The organism is [Scytonema hofmanni] UTEX 2349, from assembly GCF_000582685.1.
Taxonomy (GTDB): Bacteria; Cyanobacteriota; Cyanobacteriia; order Cyanobacteriales; family Nostocaceae; genus Hassallia; species Hassallia hofmanni.
Map to the genome: position 1 here is coordinate 88,126 of NZ_ALWD01000163.1, position 15,788 is coordinate 103,913.

The following is a 15,788-nucleotide window of genomic DNA, read 5'->3' on the forward strand; positions in this document are numbered from 1 at the left end:
TTATGAAAATTTTATTAAGTAATATTCTTCCCATGTCTTACCTTGATTTTGATGCTTTATCAACTTCAGCAGTTATTATCTCACCTGATGATATTGACCAAGCCGCAGAAATTAGCAATCAAATCCTTGATGAATCCAAGCAATGGCAAGCCTATCTTAATTCTTTAGGTTTATTGGCTTTTGAGCAATGGTTAGAATCAAGAGCAGAATCGGTAACTATTAATCGAGAAAAATGTACGATTTTACAGCCAGCTTTGGTAAATTTTATTAACAGCGTTGCTAATTTACAAGTTGGGGAATTTAAAGTTTGTTTAATTACTACTGGTAGTCTGAGTGATGAAATGGTAAGTTTACCGAGAGTCGTTGTCGATTTACCAGAGTTTATTCCCCACTTTTATGTTTTAGTGGAGGTGTTGGAAGAACAAGAAGCAGCAAATGTTTATGCTTTTTTGTCCTATCAGGAATTGCAAGAGAGTTTACAGATAACGTCTTTACAGTCGGATTGGAATTATCAACTACCAATATCCAGTTTTGATGATAATCCAGACCGTTTATTGCTATATTTGCGGTGTTTGGAACCATCAGCAATATCTTTACCTGCAATTCCTACAAATCGCAATGCGATTTTAGCAAATATACAAAATCAATTGGTTGAATTATTACCTCAGTTACAATCACCGAGACGGGAATTATCTGAAGTTTTAACTTGGGAACAAGCTTCTGTTGTTTTTACTAATCCGGAGTTGCTGAATTGGCTTTACACCTTACAGAAACAAAATAGAGAGACAGAGAATGTAGAGATGGGTAGCGCAAAGCCAGAATCTTCGGGTAATTTTGCCTCTCTACAAGATTTAATTAAATTAATTACGCAACCTGCTCTCAATGCTGGACGTTGGTTGTGGGATGAGTTGGATGATTTAGCACAGGGACTTTCTTGGGTGTTGTTACCAAGTTTTGCTTTTTCTTCCGCAATGCGTCCAATACGTAGTCCAGAGGAAGAATTTGAGGTAATTGTTACTCAACTACGACAGAGAGGTTTGGAAATTCCCATACAAGCAAGGGGTGCGTATCAGGATATATTATTAGCTGGGATTCCTCTGCGGATGTATGCGGTAACTTGGCATTTGGTAGCAGAATCTCAGCATCCGGAGTGGAGTTTATTATTAATTTTAGGCGCACCTGCTTTAAGTAGTTTACCTTCTAATATTAAACTTAGGGTCAGCGACCAAACGGGTATTTTAGATGAGTTGGGATTAAATGTGGAAAGTGAAGATTCTTACATCTTTACCCGTGTGGTGGGTAATTGGGATGAGAAGTTTCTGGTGAGTGTGAGTTTGATGGATGGAGTTGAGGTGACTTTACCACCGTTTGCGTTTGATTTGGGGAGGTAGGGAAGGTTGATAATTTTTTGCTAGGTCTATACTTTGGCTGAGGAAATTCGATAAGATGCTGAGATGATAGACCACGATCGCCTGTTTAAAGAACTCCTATCTAACTTTTTCCCGGAGTTTATCGAGTTATTTTTCCCTGATATTAGTGCTGAGTGGGAGCGTGACTCAGTACGGTTTTTACCTTTGGAAGTAATTACCGATGTGACTGAGGGGGAAAGGAAAATTCTTGATGTTCTTGTGCAAGTGTCATTTAAAAGCCAAGATACTTTATTTATCATTCACACTGAACACCAGTCCTATTCCCAAACTGGGTTTAATCAACGGATGTTTACCTATTTTGCTCGTTTGCACGAAAAATACGCGCTTCCCATTTACCCGATTGTTATTTATTCCCACGATAGCCCCAAAACACTTGAACCAAATTCCTACCGTATTCAGTTAGCAAAGAAAGTAATATTAGAGTTTAATTATGATGTTATCCAGCTAAATCAACTGCATTGGCAAGATTTTGTGAATCAGCGAAATCCTGTCGCTAGCGCTTTAATGGCAAAAATGCGGATGAGTACAAGCGAACGTCCCCAAGTTAAACTGACATCATTACAATTGTTAACAACTCTTCAACTCAACCCCGCACAAGTACAGTTAATTTCTGGTTTTATTGATACCTATCTCGAATTGAACTCCCAAGAAGAAGTCGTGTTTCAAGAACAACTTGCTAACATTGAAGCAAGAGAGCAGGAGGAAGTTATGCAAATTGTTACTAGTTGGATGCGACAAGGACTCGAACAAGGAGAAAAGCAGGGAGAGTTAAAATTGCTAATGCGGCAAATTAACCGTCGTTTTGGGGAAATCAGTTCACAGCTAAAGGGTAGAATTGAGAATTTGTCAACCCCTGAGTTAGAAAATTTGGGTGAAGCGCTGTTAGATTTCTCTGATATTGGGGATTTAGAAGCTTGGTTTGAGAGTCTTGCTTAGTTGAGAGTGGAAGCGGAGATTCCCTTCGATAAACCACAGAAATGCATGGGTATCAAGCAACAATCTCATGGTGCATAATCCTCAAAGTCTGGTAGTGGTTCGTCAAAATCATCGGCAATTTTTACTAATCCTTTGGCACTACCAAATTTTGGACGCGGTGCGCTAGCAGTAATTGGTACAATCTTAAAAGCTGAACCGTCACTGCGTGTGATGATAACTTCCTCTCCAGATGCTACTTCTTCAATTAGTTCTGCTAATCGAGTTTCTGCTTCTTGTAAATTAATTTGGTGCATTGATAGTCTCCATTGAAACCCAATATCTTGAATATATTCTGATTTCCGAATCTACCTTCATTCTCTAACCTTTATTCTAAATTGGGTCATCTCTACCAATCCCCAATTCCTTGAGTTTGATTTTCACATCTTCCCACTGAGTACCGCAATAGTAGTATTGTTTATCCAATATATTTGCAATGTAGTAACCCTGCTTCCCTCCGTTAATTCGGAAAAGGGCGATCGCAACTTTTTTCATCGAAGTATCAAAAGCGGCAAATATATCTTCTTGGGAAAGTAAAGGTGCATTAAACAGGTTTATAAATGGTTCACCCTCCTTAAAAGCCCAACCATTACCGCGACGTTGAATAATTCGATAGTAAACCGGACGTACAATTGTTGTACTGGAGTCTGACATACTTAATCGCCGATATTTAATAACAAGTGTAAGATTATTAAGGAAGATAGCCCCCAGGTTAGGTTAGGGGCTATCATTTTTACTAGTTAACTAGTTGTCGTCATTTTGTGACCGTTGTTGTGGTTCATCAGCCACATCATCCAGGTCGCTATTAACGACTTCTGAGTCTACGAGGTATCTTTCACCAGATACTTTATCTTCCTTCTCCCAAAGTCTCAGAAGAGTGCGGATAAAGATTTTAACTGGATTCCAAAAACCTCGATGACCGTTACCATTTTGATTCAATAAATCACCTCCTTAATTCGGTAAATGGGGACACAATTGTCCCCAAATTTATTTTAATTTTCTTTTACACCAGTTTTAATGACTAAATTTAACTATTTTTAGATATTACAGATGATTTATTGCTGAGGATTAAGATAATCTCTCCATTGGCGATCGCATCCAATAGTTGTCCGGTAGAGCCTTCGTCATCATAGACATAGCCTAAATTTTGGGCGATTTCTTTTAGCTTATCTCCTGTCCCTTGGGCGACTCGTGCGTGGAGATTTGTGCGGTCTAGTTTCTTTCTTCCTGCCATAAGTGTCAACCAATAAATCACAAAAGTGGTTTACATCTATAGAATAGCAAAGGGCATTCATGTTGTGATGCAGGGAATACCAGAAACTTTTTTGGCTTTTCTTCACAATATCTTTACATTGCACATAGCTGTCAGTGTTTGTACAGTATGTCGCCTCAAGGTATCGTAACTATGCTGAGGTTTATTTTTGAGTTTTGCATCAATTTTGGCATAACCTGGTTTGCCCTCAGAAATACAAGAGATTGAACAAGCGATTGACTGTAGGGATAAAAGAGGAGTAACCAATGTCTAACCATTTGAAGAGTTTTGCTTTAGCTACTTTAGTGTTTTCACTGACTTGTGGTGTTGGTTTGGCAGCAAATGATGTGGTAGTCAAGCATACTTTGGCACAAACTGCGGCAAGTTCAGATGGGAAAGCGGAAGCTGATAAGTTGTTTCAAGAGGGTGTGCAGCAGTTTCGTCGTGGGGAATATCCCAAAGCATTGCAGACTTATCAACGGGTGTTGGAGATTAGGCAGCAATTGGGGGATAAGGCAGGTATTGGGCAAACCCTCAATAATATAGGACAAGTTTACAACTTGGTTCAACCGGAAAAAGCATTAGAAGTTTTACAGCAAGCATTGACGATTCGTAGAGAAATTAAAGACCGCGCTGGAGAGGGAGAAACCCTAGATAACATCGGTGGGGCTTACCTTGCTTTAGATAAAGATGAGGAAGCCTTAAAAACTTTACAGCAAGCTTTAGAAATTCGTCGTGAGGTTAAAGATAAAGCAGGAGAAGCTGTTACTCTCAGTCGAATGGGTTTAACTTATACTTTCTTGAAACAACAAGATAAAGGCTTGAAACTTTTACAACAAGCACTGGCGATGCATAAAGAATTAGGGGATAAATACCAAGAGGGATTGACTCTATTTAGGATAGCAGGAGCTTACAGCAATATAGATAATTATCCCAATGCTTTAGATTGGTATAATAAAGCTTTAGCTGTGAATCGTGAAATCGGAAATCGCGCTTGGGAAGGTAGGAGTTTACAGCAGATAGGATTGATTTATTTGAATAAAAAAGAATATGACAATGCATTGAAATTTTTACAACAATCATTACCGCTCATTCAAGAAGCAGGAATACGTGATTTTGAAGCTAGTATTTTTAATAATATAGGAAATACTTATTTTAATCAACAAAAATATGATCGAGCTATTGAAGCTTATCAACAAGCTTTACCTATAGCTCGTCAGGTAAAAGATAAATCTCTTGAATCTAGGATTCTTATATCTTTAGGAGATAGTTATACAAAACAAGAGAAATATGAGAAGACTTTAGAGTTTTATCAACAGGCTTTACCATTAGCAAACAAAAATACCGAACAAGAAGCCAGAATACTTGCGCTTATTGGAGTTTCCTATATTCAGCAAGGTAAATATGACTTGGCAATAGAAAATTTACAAAAGTCATTAATAAGCGCTAGGGAAATAAAGAATAAAGTATTAGAATTTCAAGCTCTTACCGGGATTGGACTGATTTACAGTTTACAGAAAAAATATGATAAAGCAATTGAATTTTCTCAGCAAGCATTAGCTCTCCAAAGAGAAACACCAAATAATCGCTCTGCACAATTAGAAATTCTCATGCAAATCATGAGCATCTATTTTGGAAGTGCTAGTGATCTCACGCTTAAAAAAGATTATTCTCCTGTAATAATTCAAGCTAATGAAGCTCTCAAATTAGTTCCAGATACTTTAAAACTTGCAAGAGAACTAAATAATTCCACAGCAGAAAAAGAAATATTACAAATCCAAAGTCAATCCTACTCACTCATAGGTAATTATCATCTTCAATTAAGGGAATTAGAAAAAGCAGAAAAATTTATTCAACAAGGTTTGAATATTGCTAGACAGTCTGAAAATTTAGATGCTGAGAAATATGCTTTATCTTTTCTCCCCGATGTTTATAAAGACCAAGGAGATATTAGCAAGGTTATTGAATTAGGTCAGAGAGAATTAGAAATTGCTAAACAACTCAAAGATCCAACTTTTGAAGCACAGGCTTTATTAAGCCTTGCCACTACCTATGGTGTTTTGGGAGATTTTGATAAAAGTATTCAGTTTTCACAACAAGCTTTAAGCAAATCGAATGAAATTGATATCCAAAAACTACCGAAGTATTCTCAATCTCATGCTTATTATCAAAAGCTGTCTGCTTTGGGTTTTTTGAGTTTAGTCTACACGAATATAGGGAAATATGATAAAGCTTTTGAATATGCTCAACAACGTTTAAACTTTGCAAAAACTTTAAAAAAACCTGAGTTTGAGGCTAGCGCATTGATTGCATTAGGTGATGTATATCAGAATAACCAAGAATTCCAAAGAGCAATTGAACTTACCCAGCAATCTTTAAAAATTGCCAAGGAAATTAATAATATTGAATTGGAGGTAGAAGCATTAAAAAAACTTAGTGCAGCTTCCATAGGAAAGGGAGACTATCAGCAAGCTTTGGAGTATTCACAGCAGGTTTTCCTGATAGCTGAAAAAACTAAAAACTTTAGGATTAAAATAGATGCTTTAGATATTCAAAGGCAGATTTATACTAAGCAAGGCAATTATAAGAAAACTCTGGAATTATTTCAGGAGGCATTGTCAGTTGCTAAACAAAATATTGACCCATACTCTGAATGGTCAAGTCTTATAGAAATTGGGCTATTCTATAAAACTTTAGGAGATGAACAACAAAGCACTGAATATTTACAACAATCACTTACCCTATCTCAGAAAATAAAAAATCCTCAAAGGGAGGGTATAAGTTTATTCATTATTGCCTATAGCTATTTCGGTAAAGACCAACCACAAAAAATCATTGAATATGCGAATCGAGGTTTAGCTATTTTACCCAAAACCAAAGAAATTACAGTAGAAATTATAGGAAATATTGTACTTGGTCTGGGCTATGGTGAGCTAAATAACGAGCCAAAAGCAATGGCAGCAGCCCAAGCTAGTTTAGAACTTGCTAGAAAGTCAAAAAATCCTGGCTTTGAAAAGTATGTACTCACATTTATAGGAGATTTGCAGCGTAAGTTTGGTAAAAAGCAAGAAGCTATCCAAACATATAATCAAGCATTAGCAATTAAAGTTAAAGGGAAAGCTGTAGGTGCTAATTCGGGAATTTATGCTGGTTTAGGTCGTGCTTATGCTGATTTAAATCAACCTAAACTTGCCATTAGTTATTACAAAGAAGCTATCAATCGTATTGAAGAAGTGCGGAGTGGTATTAAATTATTAACGCCAGAATTACAAGCTTCATTCTTACAAGCAACCGTTGATTTTGGTAAAGTCAAAACCTCTGATATTTATCGTCAACTAGCAGATTTATTATCCTCTCAAGGACGAAACGCGGAAGCACAACAAATACTTGAACTTTTGGCACTTCAAAATATCAATGATTTTACCCGTCAAACGAGAAGTACTGCAAAAGTCACAGATGTAGAATTAAGTAGTGCAGAAAAGCAAATTATTAATAAGCATGGAACTTTAATCGCATTTGGCAAGCAACTAGCTGAATGCAAAAATAAATGTTCTCAATTAAGTAGCTTAAAAAATCAGTATAGGCAACTAACGGAGGAATTCAATCAACTAGTAAAAAATATTCAAAATTCTGAAGTTGATAAATCCGGTATTGATAAGGTATATGACCGTACTTCTGATTTAATTGCTGGGGCTTCAAAAATAGTAGATGAGCAAACAGATACAGTCTTAATTTATCCCTTAGTACTTAAGGATAAAATCCGAATACTTTGGGCATCAAAAGGTGGCGTTTTTGGTAGTAAAGTTTGCAAAATGGGTGAAAGTGAACTAACCAAAGATGTTACTGATTTTCGCAAATTATTACAAAATTCATCTAGTGATATCAAACAGGTAAAAGCAACAGGTAAGAAACTATATGATTGTCTCATTCAACCTGTAGAGGCAGAACTGAAAGCAAATAAAATCAAACATTTAGTGTTTGTGCCAGACCTTGCTATTAATTATATTCCAATGGGGGCGCTTTTTGATGGGGAAAAATATTTGCTAGATAATTACACCATCACATCTATTCTGAATGTGGGTGTAACAAATTTTAAAGACACACTACCTTCGGAAGTGAACAAAACACAGATTTTAGGTTTAGGCTTATCACAAGAAGCTAAAACACCGGATGGCATATTTCCTGCTCTAAAAAATGTACTCATAGAGTTAGACTCCATTATCAAATCAAAACCTAACGACACGAAAGGAATATACCCTGGTGATAAGTTGGTTGATAAAGATTTTAATCTAGATGCACTAGAAAATAACCTCAAGGGACGAAACATTTTACATATTGCCACCCACGCTCTTTTCAAACCTAAAGACCCTACAAAATCTTATATTCTTCTGGGAACAGGTGCGGAGTACCCAATCGAAAAAATTCAATTTTTACAAAATTTACGTGATGTTCATCTTGTGGTGTTGTCTGCTTGCGAAACAGCGCTTGGTGGTTCAGATCAAAATGGTGTAGAAATTCAAGGTATTAGTTCTTATTTCTTAAGAGATAAAGCTAAAGCAGTTATGGCATCTCTGTGGAAAGTTGATGACCCTAGCACATCTCAACTAATGCAACTATTTTACAAAAACCTCGCCACAGGGAAAATGACGAAATCTGAAGCATTACGTCAAGCGCAACTGAGCTTACTAGACGGGAATAACTCCAGCAGAAACTCCGAACAACGTGGTATTACAGTGAATATATCACCCGGCACCTCTTCAAGAAATGAAAAGTATCAAAGCGGCTATTCACATCCTTACTACTGGGCACCATTTATTTTAATTGGCAATGGACTTTAAAAATTAATAGAGATGCGATTAATTGCATCTCTACCAACTAACAAATAATAAACCACAAATCACAAATGACTAACTTTCATCTCAAAGTACAACGCATCGAACAGGTTTGCTTATTTGAATTAACTTGGGGAACCGCACAACGTCTCAGTGCCAAAATTCCCTATCCTGAAAGCTTGACATTTCTCTATCAAGAATGGCAACGCACCTATCTAAGTTTTTACAAAACATCTTTACGAGGGAGGGTAGAAAATTCCGGCACTCTTCAAACACCAACTCTTGATTGGCACGCAAAATTAGTACAAGCAGAGGCAAAATTTCTATCTGAATTTCATAGTTGGCTGCGTAGTAGCGAACTATATGAAATTAGGTCAGCAATAACTCAAGTATCATTATTATCTGCGAATTCCCAATCGGCAAATATTAATCTTTTTCTGACTTGTGATGCTTTAGAATTAGCACGCTTACCTTGGGAAAGTTGGGAGATTTGTACAGAATTAGCTTTTTCTTTTGGCAAAATTAATATTGTTCGCAGTCCTATCAATATCCATAAATCAGTAGCCAAACAAAATCATACCCGTCACGGTAAATCTAGAGTTTTAGTAATTTTAGGTGATGATACAGGCTTAAATTTTGAAGCTGAAAAGAAAGCGATTCAAAAACTTAAACGCATTGTTGAAATTAAATTTGTCGGATGGCAACCAGGAAAAAATATTGATGAACTCAAAGCTGAACTAAAAGAAGCTATTACATCAGAATTGGGATGGGATATTTTATTATTCGCTGGACATAGCAATGAAACAACTTTGACAGGTGGAGAAATTTCAATTGCCCCTAACACAACTTTATCAATTAGTGAAATTATACCTTTATTAAATCAAGCTTTAGAAAAAGGTTTGCAATTTGCTTTATTTAACTCTTGTAATGGTTTGAGTATTGCTAACACACTGATTGATTTAGGATTAAGTCAAGTAGCTATTATGCGTGAACCAGTTCATAATAAAGTTGCTTCTGACTTTCTGCTACATTTTCTACAAATATTGGCTCAATATAAAGATGTACAAGAAGCCTTAACATCAGCTTGTCAGCATCTGAAATTAGAAGATAATTTGACGTATCCGAGTGCATATCTTATTCCTTCTTTATTTCTCCATCCAGAGGCAAACTTATTTCACTTTAATCCCAGTTTTATTGAAAACTTACGAAAACTTAGTCCATCTCGACTTGAAACTATTGCTCTTTCAGCTTTATTTATTATTACTACACAGTTGCCTATACAGAATAATTTATTAGCACAGCGTTTAAGAGTACAAGCTATTTATCGTCAATTAACAGGACAAACTCAAGCAAAAGAAACTCCTCCAGTTTTATTGGTACAAATTGATGAAAAATCACTTAGGGATGCAACAAAAGACTCAAAACTGTCCAATGCAAGACAGATGGATAGAAAATATTTTGCCAGGATAATTGATAAATTGCGAGCAAAAGGTGCTAGGGTAATCGGCATTGATTATTTATTGGATCGATACCAGGGAGAGAATGATAGAGTATTAGCGAAATCTCTTCAAAGTGGAGTGAATTCATCTCAGTCAACATGGTTTGTTTTGGCAGAAACTAATGCTGGAACTGGAGAAAGGCTGAAAGTTTTACCTGAAATTGCTAGTCCTAATTGGACTTTGCGAGGGGAAATTGAGGTTATACCAGGTTATATGCAACTTTTATCCCTAGCAGATAAATATAAATCCCCATTATACTTTTCTAATTTATTAGCAATATCGTATCAGTTACAGAAGCTAGAACCACAAACAGCTATTACAACAAATAAAAAACAACAAGGAGTGATTACAGTTGCAGATACGCAAGCACTACAACCACCCCAACCTCAATTAAATAGTAAAACAAACTTCAGTCAGCAGATTGAACAGTTTCTGAAGGAAAATAATCTTAAGCATATTACTAGCTTTACATCACCGCGAATTCATTTACAGCCAATCACAAAATTTAGCTATTATTTTAGTCAAATGTGGTTACATCCAATAGTTGATTTTTCTGTGCCTCCAAATCAGGTATATCGCACTATTCCTGCTTGGCAATTGTTAGAAAATAGCAACAAAAATCCAGCTATATCTAATCTCGAAAATCAAATAGTCATCATTGCACCAGGGGGATATGGTGAAGCAGGAATGTCGAAAGATGGAGAAGATAACTTTAATTTACCTCCTGCGATAGAATTATGGCGACGCTTAGAAAATCCGGAAAATAGCAATGAGGTATTGACTGGTGGTGAAATTCATGCTTATAAAGTACATCACTTGTTAAATAACAGGATGGTTGTACCTATCCCAGATTTGTGGATGATTTTAATAGCTATTTTGCTTGGTAAAACTTTATATTTTATAATACAAATTAATCCACATATCAAGTTACAAATTTTATTAGTTTCCGGTGCATTGACAGTAGTTTATGGTGTGGTCAGTTTGCAAATTTATCTTTCATCAATCGCGGTGATTTTACCTTGGTTTTTACCATCGCTGACGATTTGGTTATACGTAATGCCAGCATTTTTAAGGAAAAAAGTTGATGAATAATTTCAATTATGTCAAGCCTTGCTTATTACTTTTGACGATAAATATTACTTGTTTGCCTTTATTGCCTAACCTGAATTCAAAAGCGGAAACAAAAAAAACTAACCCTACTCTTTCTTGGGTTAATATTTTCTTACCTTTATCGAAACCAAAACCCCCTGTTAAACCACGTAAAGCTGTTGGTCGTGATCCTGGTTCATCTACACCAAATTCTGTTTGTATGATATCCCCAGATGCTCCTATGGATAAAACTAGAGTTGTTTGGAATAACCGTCCTTTATTTCTTTGGCAAGGAAACCCTCTCGAAGTAGGCTTGAATAAGGATAGAAAAACAAAGCTTTGGACTCAGAAAATCGCACCAGGGCAGCAATTTATAAATTATACAGGAGAATCCTTGCAACCAGGTTTAAAATACTTTTGGGTGGTGTGGAATAAAGATTCTACAACTGGAGAAATGCAGGTGACTGCAAATATTCCATTTCAAGTCATGGAAACACAACAACGCGATCGCATTACCAATGAATTAAAATCTCTAGAGAATCAATATAAAGGAGCCAATGGGGAAGCGATCGCACTCACAAAGGCTGACTATTTTATACAGCAAGAACTCTGGGCTGATGCGTTACAGCAAGCTTACTCCGTAGAAAAACCTTCTGCTGAGTTACTTAAAACACGCAAAGCCATTCTACAACAGATGAAAACAGAGTGCGACAAGTAGAAAGTGTTCATAAAGCAGCAATCATATTTTTAGAAGATACTCAGATAAATTATCTGGGTATTTTTATGTGTGTTCTCAGTCCAGGTTTTCTGGAGAGACAAAAACTCTGATAAAAGAAAAATATTCTCGAAAATTTACAAAAAAATATCAAATAGCTTAAAGCCTTATTTTATAAGAATTCTGAGCTAATTCATGAGCTAATTTGCAAGCACTTCCTCAGAAAAATCTCAAATTTTGGCATATCCTCGCAAAGCTCAGAAATATATAAATACGAGCGGACAAAGAGGAATCACCTCAAGTCAGAACTAACCTGTAATTCATCTATTTTAACAGGTTTAATCGTTCGTTTTCGTACAACTTTTCTCATCCCAAATATTAAGGAGTATACAACAATGAAGGCTTTCAAATCTCTAGCTACTGTTTTTGCTGCTTCTGCGATCGCTTGCATTCCAATTTTATTTTCAACTCAATCAGCAAGTGCTGCAACTGGAATGGATGGAAGCTATATCGGAGTGGGAATTAACGGAGATGGAAGTGGTGTTCTACCTGCGGTGACAGGACGTATTGACTTTAAAAATTCACCAATTTCTATCCGTGCTACTGCAACAGGTGCTTGTGAAAGTGATGTCTGTGCAACTCTAGTGATACCTACAGTTACTTATGACATCGGTGTGGCAAAAGACGTAAATATTTATGCAGGAGTTGGTGGTTCTGCGCTGACTGTAAACGATAGCACTTCCTCAGCTTCCTTCGGTACAGGAGCAGTATTGCAAGGTGGTGCAGAAGGTGCAGTTAGCAAAGATGTCGTGCTGTATGCTGATGCAACTTATTTCGCCAATGGGGGAGGAACACTTTGGAAAACTGGTGTAGGTTATCGGTTTTAAAAGTTTTGGTTAAAGAGAGATACATTTTGGCATATCCTCTTTTCCTCTAGAAATACATATCCCTGTAAGCGAGCAAAACATAATTTCAACGGGTGCATTTATCTTAGTAAAACTTCATTCATCTAAGATCAATCCAACATCAACAAATATCAAGGAGTAGACAAAATGAAAAACTTAAAATTAGCAGCACTAATCGCAGTTGTCGCAACAATCCTTTTTACTCCCCAAACTTTTGCGGGTAGCCTAAGCGATTCTAATGCATCGTATGTGACACAGGCAAATACTAAATTAAAACCCCAATCAAAACTACCTAAAATCCAAACACTATCCAAGCTCAATTCTTCTCCCAAAGCTCGTAATGGTAATAATGTAGATGCTTTATTAACTCAAATCTCGGAAGATTTAGATAAAGGAAATTTTCAAAAAGGACTTGAAGGTTCTAATGCAGTCTTAAAACTTGACAAAAATAACTTTGCCGCTTACTTCTTTCGAGGATTTGCTTACAGCCATTTAGGACAATATGAAACAGCAATTGCAGATTTTGAGCAAGCGATACGTATTGACCCTAGTCCCGCTTATCCTTACTTTGGCAGAGGGTTGGCTCGCATTCAACTGGAAAAATATCGTGAGTCAATCGCAGATTTTGAGCAAACTATCAAAAGAAAACCTGAATTTGCTCACGCTTATTTTTGGAGAGGTATCGCTAAAGCGAATTTAGCTCAAACAGATGAAGCAAAATCTGATTTACAAAAAGCTGCGGAACTTTATCAAAAACAACGAGATTCTGAAGCTGCGGAACTAGCATTAAATGTATTGAAAGAAATTCATACAGCTTAAAACTTGTTTTTGATTGAGATGTTGATTGTTTTCTCTGCTTTTAATTGCCAGGGGTTACTAGCTTCTGGCTAATGAATCAAGCTCATTTCAAGGGAGTAAGGACAAGCAAATATGGAACATTTTTGCATATCCTCTCAACTCTCAGAAATACATCATCTTGAAACAGTAACCAATTTGTAAACACACAGGAGACATGACAATGAAAGGGTTAAAATTAGCAGTTACTTTGGTTGTATTGGGAGCAAGTTTTTATAGTGCTAAAGCGGATGCTCAAAACTTCCAAAATCCAAATCAATTGGCAGCACAAGTTTCACCGTTGCAAGAAAAACCACAGATTCGAGATTCCCAACTAAAACCAGCTAACACAAGTGGCAATAGTTCCAGCGTTGAAACTCAATTATCGCAGGGTTATGACCTCTTAAATAAAAATGATTATAAAGGAGCAATTGAAGCATTTAACAAAGTTCTACAGACTGAACGTAATAATGAGAGTGCTACTTACGCTTATTTTGGTAGAGGAATTGCATATTTATCTACGGATAAATATGAGGCAGCAAAGTCAGATTTTGACCAAGTAATTGCGCTTGATGCTAAATTTGCTCATGCTTATTTTTTCCGGGCTGCTAGTCGATATCAATTACGCGATAAAGAAGCAGCAATTTTAGATTTAAATCAGGCAATTAGCCTTTTTAAAGCGCAAGGAAAACCAGAATTGGCGAAAAAAGCACAAGATATGATTGAAAAAATTCAGACTAGCTAGAACAATTTGAGATTGAATAATTCGATTAGCAAGGTGCGTTATTGTCAATGTAACGCACCACTATTTACCAGTACTTTCAACTCTAAAAACAATCTTTCACCAATAGAAACATGATGAAAACATCAACAGAATATTTTCCCCACTTGATTACTAAAGTTGTTCCCACATTGCTTATTATGACAACTATTACAGCTAGTTATAACAGTGCGATCGCTAACGATAAATTGCCTGCATTACAGTTAAATAAAATTAGTTTTAAGCAAACTGCAACTAAGCAAATCACGAAACCATTAACGAAAGAATTTTCCCAATCTTCAGAAACATTAAACACAGAGCAAATTAAGCAGGTTGCTAAACAACAAAATGCCACAATTGTTCAATACTCAATTATTGCTGATGAATCTGTAGTTAATGGAAAAACAGAGGCTCAAGAATCTGAATTATATATTTGGGTAATTAAACCTACAGGTGATGTGCAATTTCGTAAAGTTGACTTAAAAGCCTTGGGAGAGATAGAAAAAAATTCATTCCTTAATTTATTTAAAAGACATCGACACAACCTTGGTGCAAGAAGCGAAGTTACAAAAGGAGTTAAATTAAAATACAATCCAAATAAAAACTTTTCCAGGACTGACTTGCAAAAGCTGCATCAAATATTAATTAAACCAATCGCTGATTTACTGCCACAAAAACCAAATGAACCACTAATTTTTATTCCTCAAGGTGATTTATTCTCCGTTCCTTTTGCAGCTTTGCAAGATGAAAAAGGTAAGTATTTGATTGAGAAACATACTATTTCTACTGCACCGTCAGTTCAGATATTAGATTTACTCTATCAACGAAAAAATAAAGGGAAGGGTGAACAATCATTTATCCCTACAAATATAACAGGTGATGAATTATTAATAGTAGGAAATCCGACGGCGCCAAAAACACCCTTTAAAACAGGAAAGGAAATCTGTAAAGTTCCACCGTTACCAGGTGCAGAAAAAGAAGCCAAAAACATTGCAGAGATGTTCCAAGCTCAACCATTAATAGGTGATGCTGCCACAGAAACCGCAATTGTGAAGAAAATGCCCCAAGCGCGAATTATTCACCTCGCCACATATACTTTACCCAATAATTGCGTTGAAGAAAACTCTCCTGGTGTGATTGCCCTTGCTTCCTCCGAGCGAGATGACGGTTGGTTGAAGACTGAAGAAATCCAGAATTTAAACCTCAAAGCCGATTTAGTTGTTTTGGCTGGTTGCGATACAGCATTGGGAAAAATCACAGGTGATGGTGTCATTGGGCTTTCTCGTGCTTTTTTAGCCGCCGGTGCGGATAGCGTCATTGGTTCGCTATGGGACGTTGATGATATGAAGACAGCATTTCTTATAACTGAGTTTTATGGTAATTTAAGGAAAAATACGGATAAAGCGGGTGCATTACGTCAAGCGATGCTGGAAACGATGAAAAAGTATCCAAATCCTCAAGATTGGGCTGCTTTTACGTTGATTGGTTTGTTGTAGTGGT

13 protein-coding genes are annotated in these 15,788 nt (G+C 36.4%); 9 read left to right on the forward strand and 4 right to left on the reverse strand.

Annotated elements, in window-relative coordinates; translation table 11 throughout:
• Positions 1-2: 2 nt before the first annotated feature.
• Both TOL9009_RS0102070 and TOL9009_RS0102075 read left to right on the forward strand, forming a co-directional pair.
• Positions 3-1,391 (forward strand): DUF1822 family protein, encoded by a 1,389-nt coding sequence (locus tag TOL9009_RS0102070; RefSeq protein ID WP_051502747.1) that lies wholly within the window; start codon positions 3-5, stop codon positions 1,389-1,391.
• Between the two features lie 63 nt (positions 1,392-1,454).
• Positions 1,455-2,366, forward strand: a complete 912-nt coding sequence (locus tag TOL9009_RS0102075; protein ID WP_029630847.1) for a DUF4351 domain-containing protein — start codon at positions 1,455-1,457, stop codon at positions 2,364-2,366.
• 65 nt (positions 2,367-2,431) lie between these two features.
• On the opposite strand, the gene TOL9009_RS0102080 is transcribed toward TOL9009_RS0102075, so the two are convergent.
• From TOL9009_RS0102080 to TOL9009_RS0102095, 4 genes are all read right to left on the reverse strand, one after another.
• Positions 2,432-2,659 carry a type II toxin-antitoxin system Phd/YefM family antitoxin gene (locus tag TOL9009_RS0102080; RefSeq protein ID WP_029630849.1) on the reverse strand — a complete coding sequence of 76 codons (228 nt, stop codon included), beginning with the start codon at positions 2,657-2,659 and terminating at the stop codon, positions 2,432-2,434.
• A gap of 76 nt (positions 2,660-2,735) precedes the next feature.
• Positions 2,736-3,056 carry a hypothetical protein gene (locus TOL9009_RS0102085; protein ID WP_029630851.1) on the reverse strand — a complete coding sequence of 107 codons (321 nt, stop codon included), beginning with the start codon at positions 3,054-3,056 and terminating at the stop codon, positions 2,736-2,738.
• 90 nt (positions 3,057-3,146) lie between these two features.
• Complete coding sequence (locus TOL9009_RS0102090; protein ID WP_029630852.1) at positions 3,147-3,341, reverse strand: hypothetical protein; 195 nt, start codon at positions 3,339-3,341, stop codon at positions 3,147-3,149.
• An 88-nt stretch (positions 3,342-3,429) separates the two neighbouring features.
• Positions 3,430-3,636, reverse strand: a complete 207-nt coding sequence (locus tag TOL9009_RS0102095) for a hypothetical protein (RefSeq protein ID WP_015198127.1) — start codon at positions 3,634-3,636, stop codon at positions 3,430-3,432.
• A gap of 446 nt (positions 3,637-4,082) precedes the next feature.
• Here TOL9009_RS0102095 and TOL9009_RS37545 point away from each other — a divergent pair, with 446 nt between their 5' ends.
• The 7 genes from TOL9009_RS37545 to TOL9009_RS0102130 all read left to right on the forward strand — a co-directional run bounded on the left by TOL9009_RS37545 (position 4,083) and on the right by TOL9009_RS0102130 (position 15,784).
• A complete protein-coding gene (locus tag TOL9009_RS37545) occupies positions 4,083-8,492 on the forward strand; it encodes a CHAT domain-containing tetratricopeptide repeat protein (protein WP_186227455.1) in 4,410 nt (1,469 codons plus the stop codon).
• 65 nt (positions 8,493-8,557) lie between these two features.
• Positions 8,558-11,077: a CHASE2 domain-containing protein gene (locus TOL9009_RS0102105; protein ID WP_029630857.1), complete on the forward strand. Its 2,520-nt coding sequence runs from the start codon at positions 8,558-8,560 to the stop codon at positions 11,075-11,077.
• On the forward strand, positions 11,070-11,792 hold the full coding sequence (locus TOL9009_RS37550) for a hypothetical protein (protein WP_051502748.1): 723 nt from the start codon (positions 11,070-11,072) through the stop codon (positions 11,790-11,792). The genes TOL9009_RS0102105 and TOL9009_RS37550 overlap by 8 nt, the downstream gene beginning before the upstream one ends.
• A 392-nt stretch (positions 11,793-12,184) precedes the next feature.
• The gene (locus TOL9009_RS0102115) at positions 12,185-12,676 is read left to right on the forward strand and encodes a hypothetical protein (RefSeq protein WP_029630859.1); all 492 of its coding nucleotides are present in this window, start codon (positions 12,185-12,187) and stop codon (positions 12,674-12,676) included.
• Between the two features lie 165 nt (positions 12,677-12,841).
• Positions 12,842-13,513 carry a tetratricopeptide repeat protein gene (locus tag TOL9009_RS0102120; protein ID WP_029630861.1) on the forward strand — a complete coding sequence of 224 codons (672 nt, stop codon included), beginning with the start codon at positions 12,842-12,844 and terminating at the stop codon, positions 13,511-13,513.
• Between the two features lie 199 nt (positions 13,514-13,712).
• Positions 13,713-14,273, forward strand: a complete 561-nt coding sequence (locus TOL9009_RS37555) for a tetratricopeptide repeat protein (RefSeq protein ID WP_038295751.1) — start codon at positions 13,713-13,715, stop codon at positions 14,271-14,273.
• Between the two features lie 110 nt (positions 14,274-14,383).
• Positions 14,384-15,784 (forward strand): CHAT domain-containing protein, encoded by a 1,401-nt coding sequence (locus TOL9009_RS0102130; protein WP_084763069.1) that lies wholly within the window; start codon positions 14,384-14,386, stop codon positions 15,782-15,784.
• Positions 15,785-15,788: the final 4 nt, after the last annotated feature.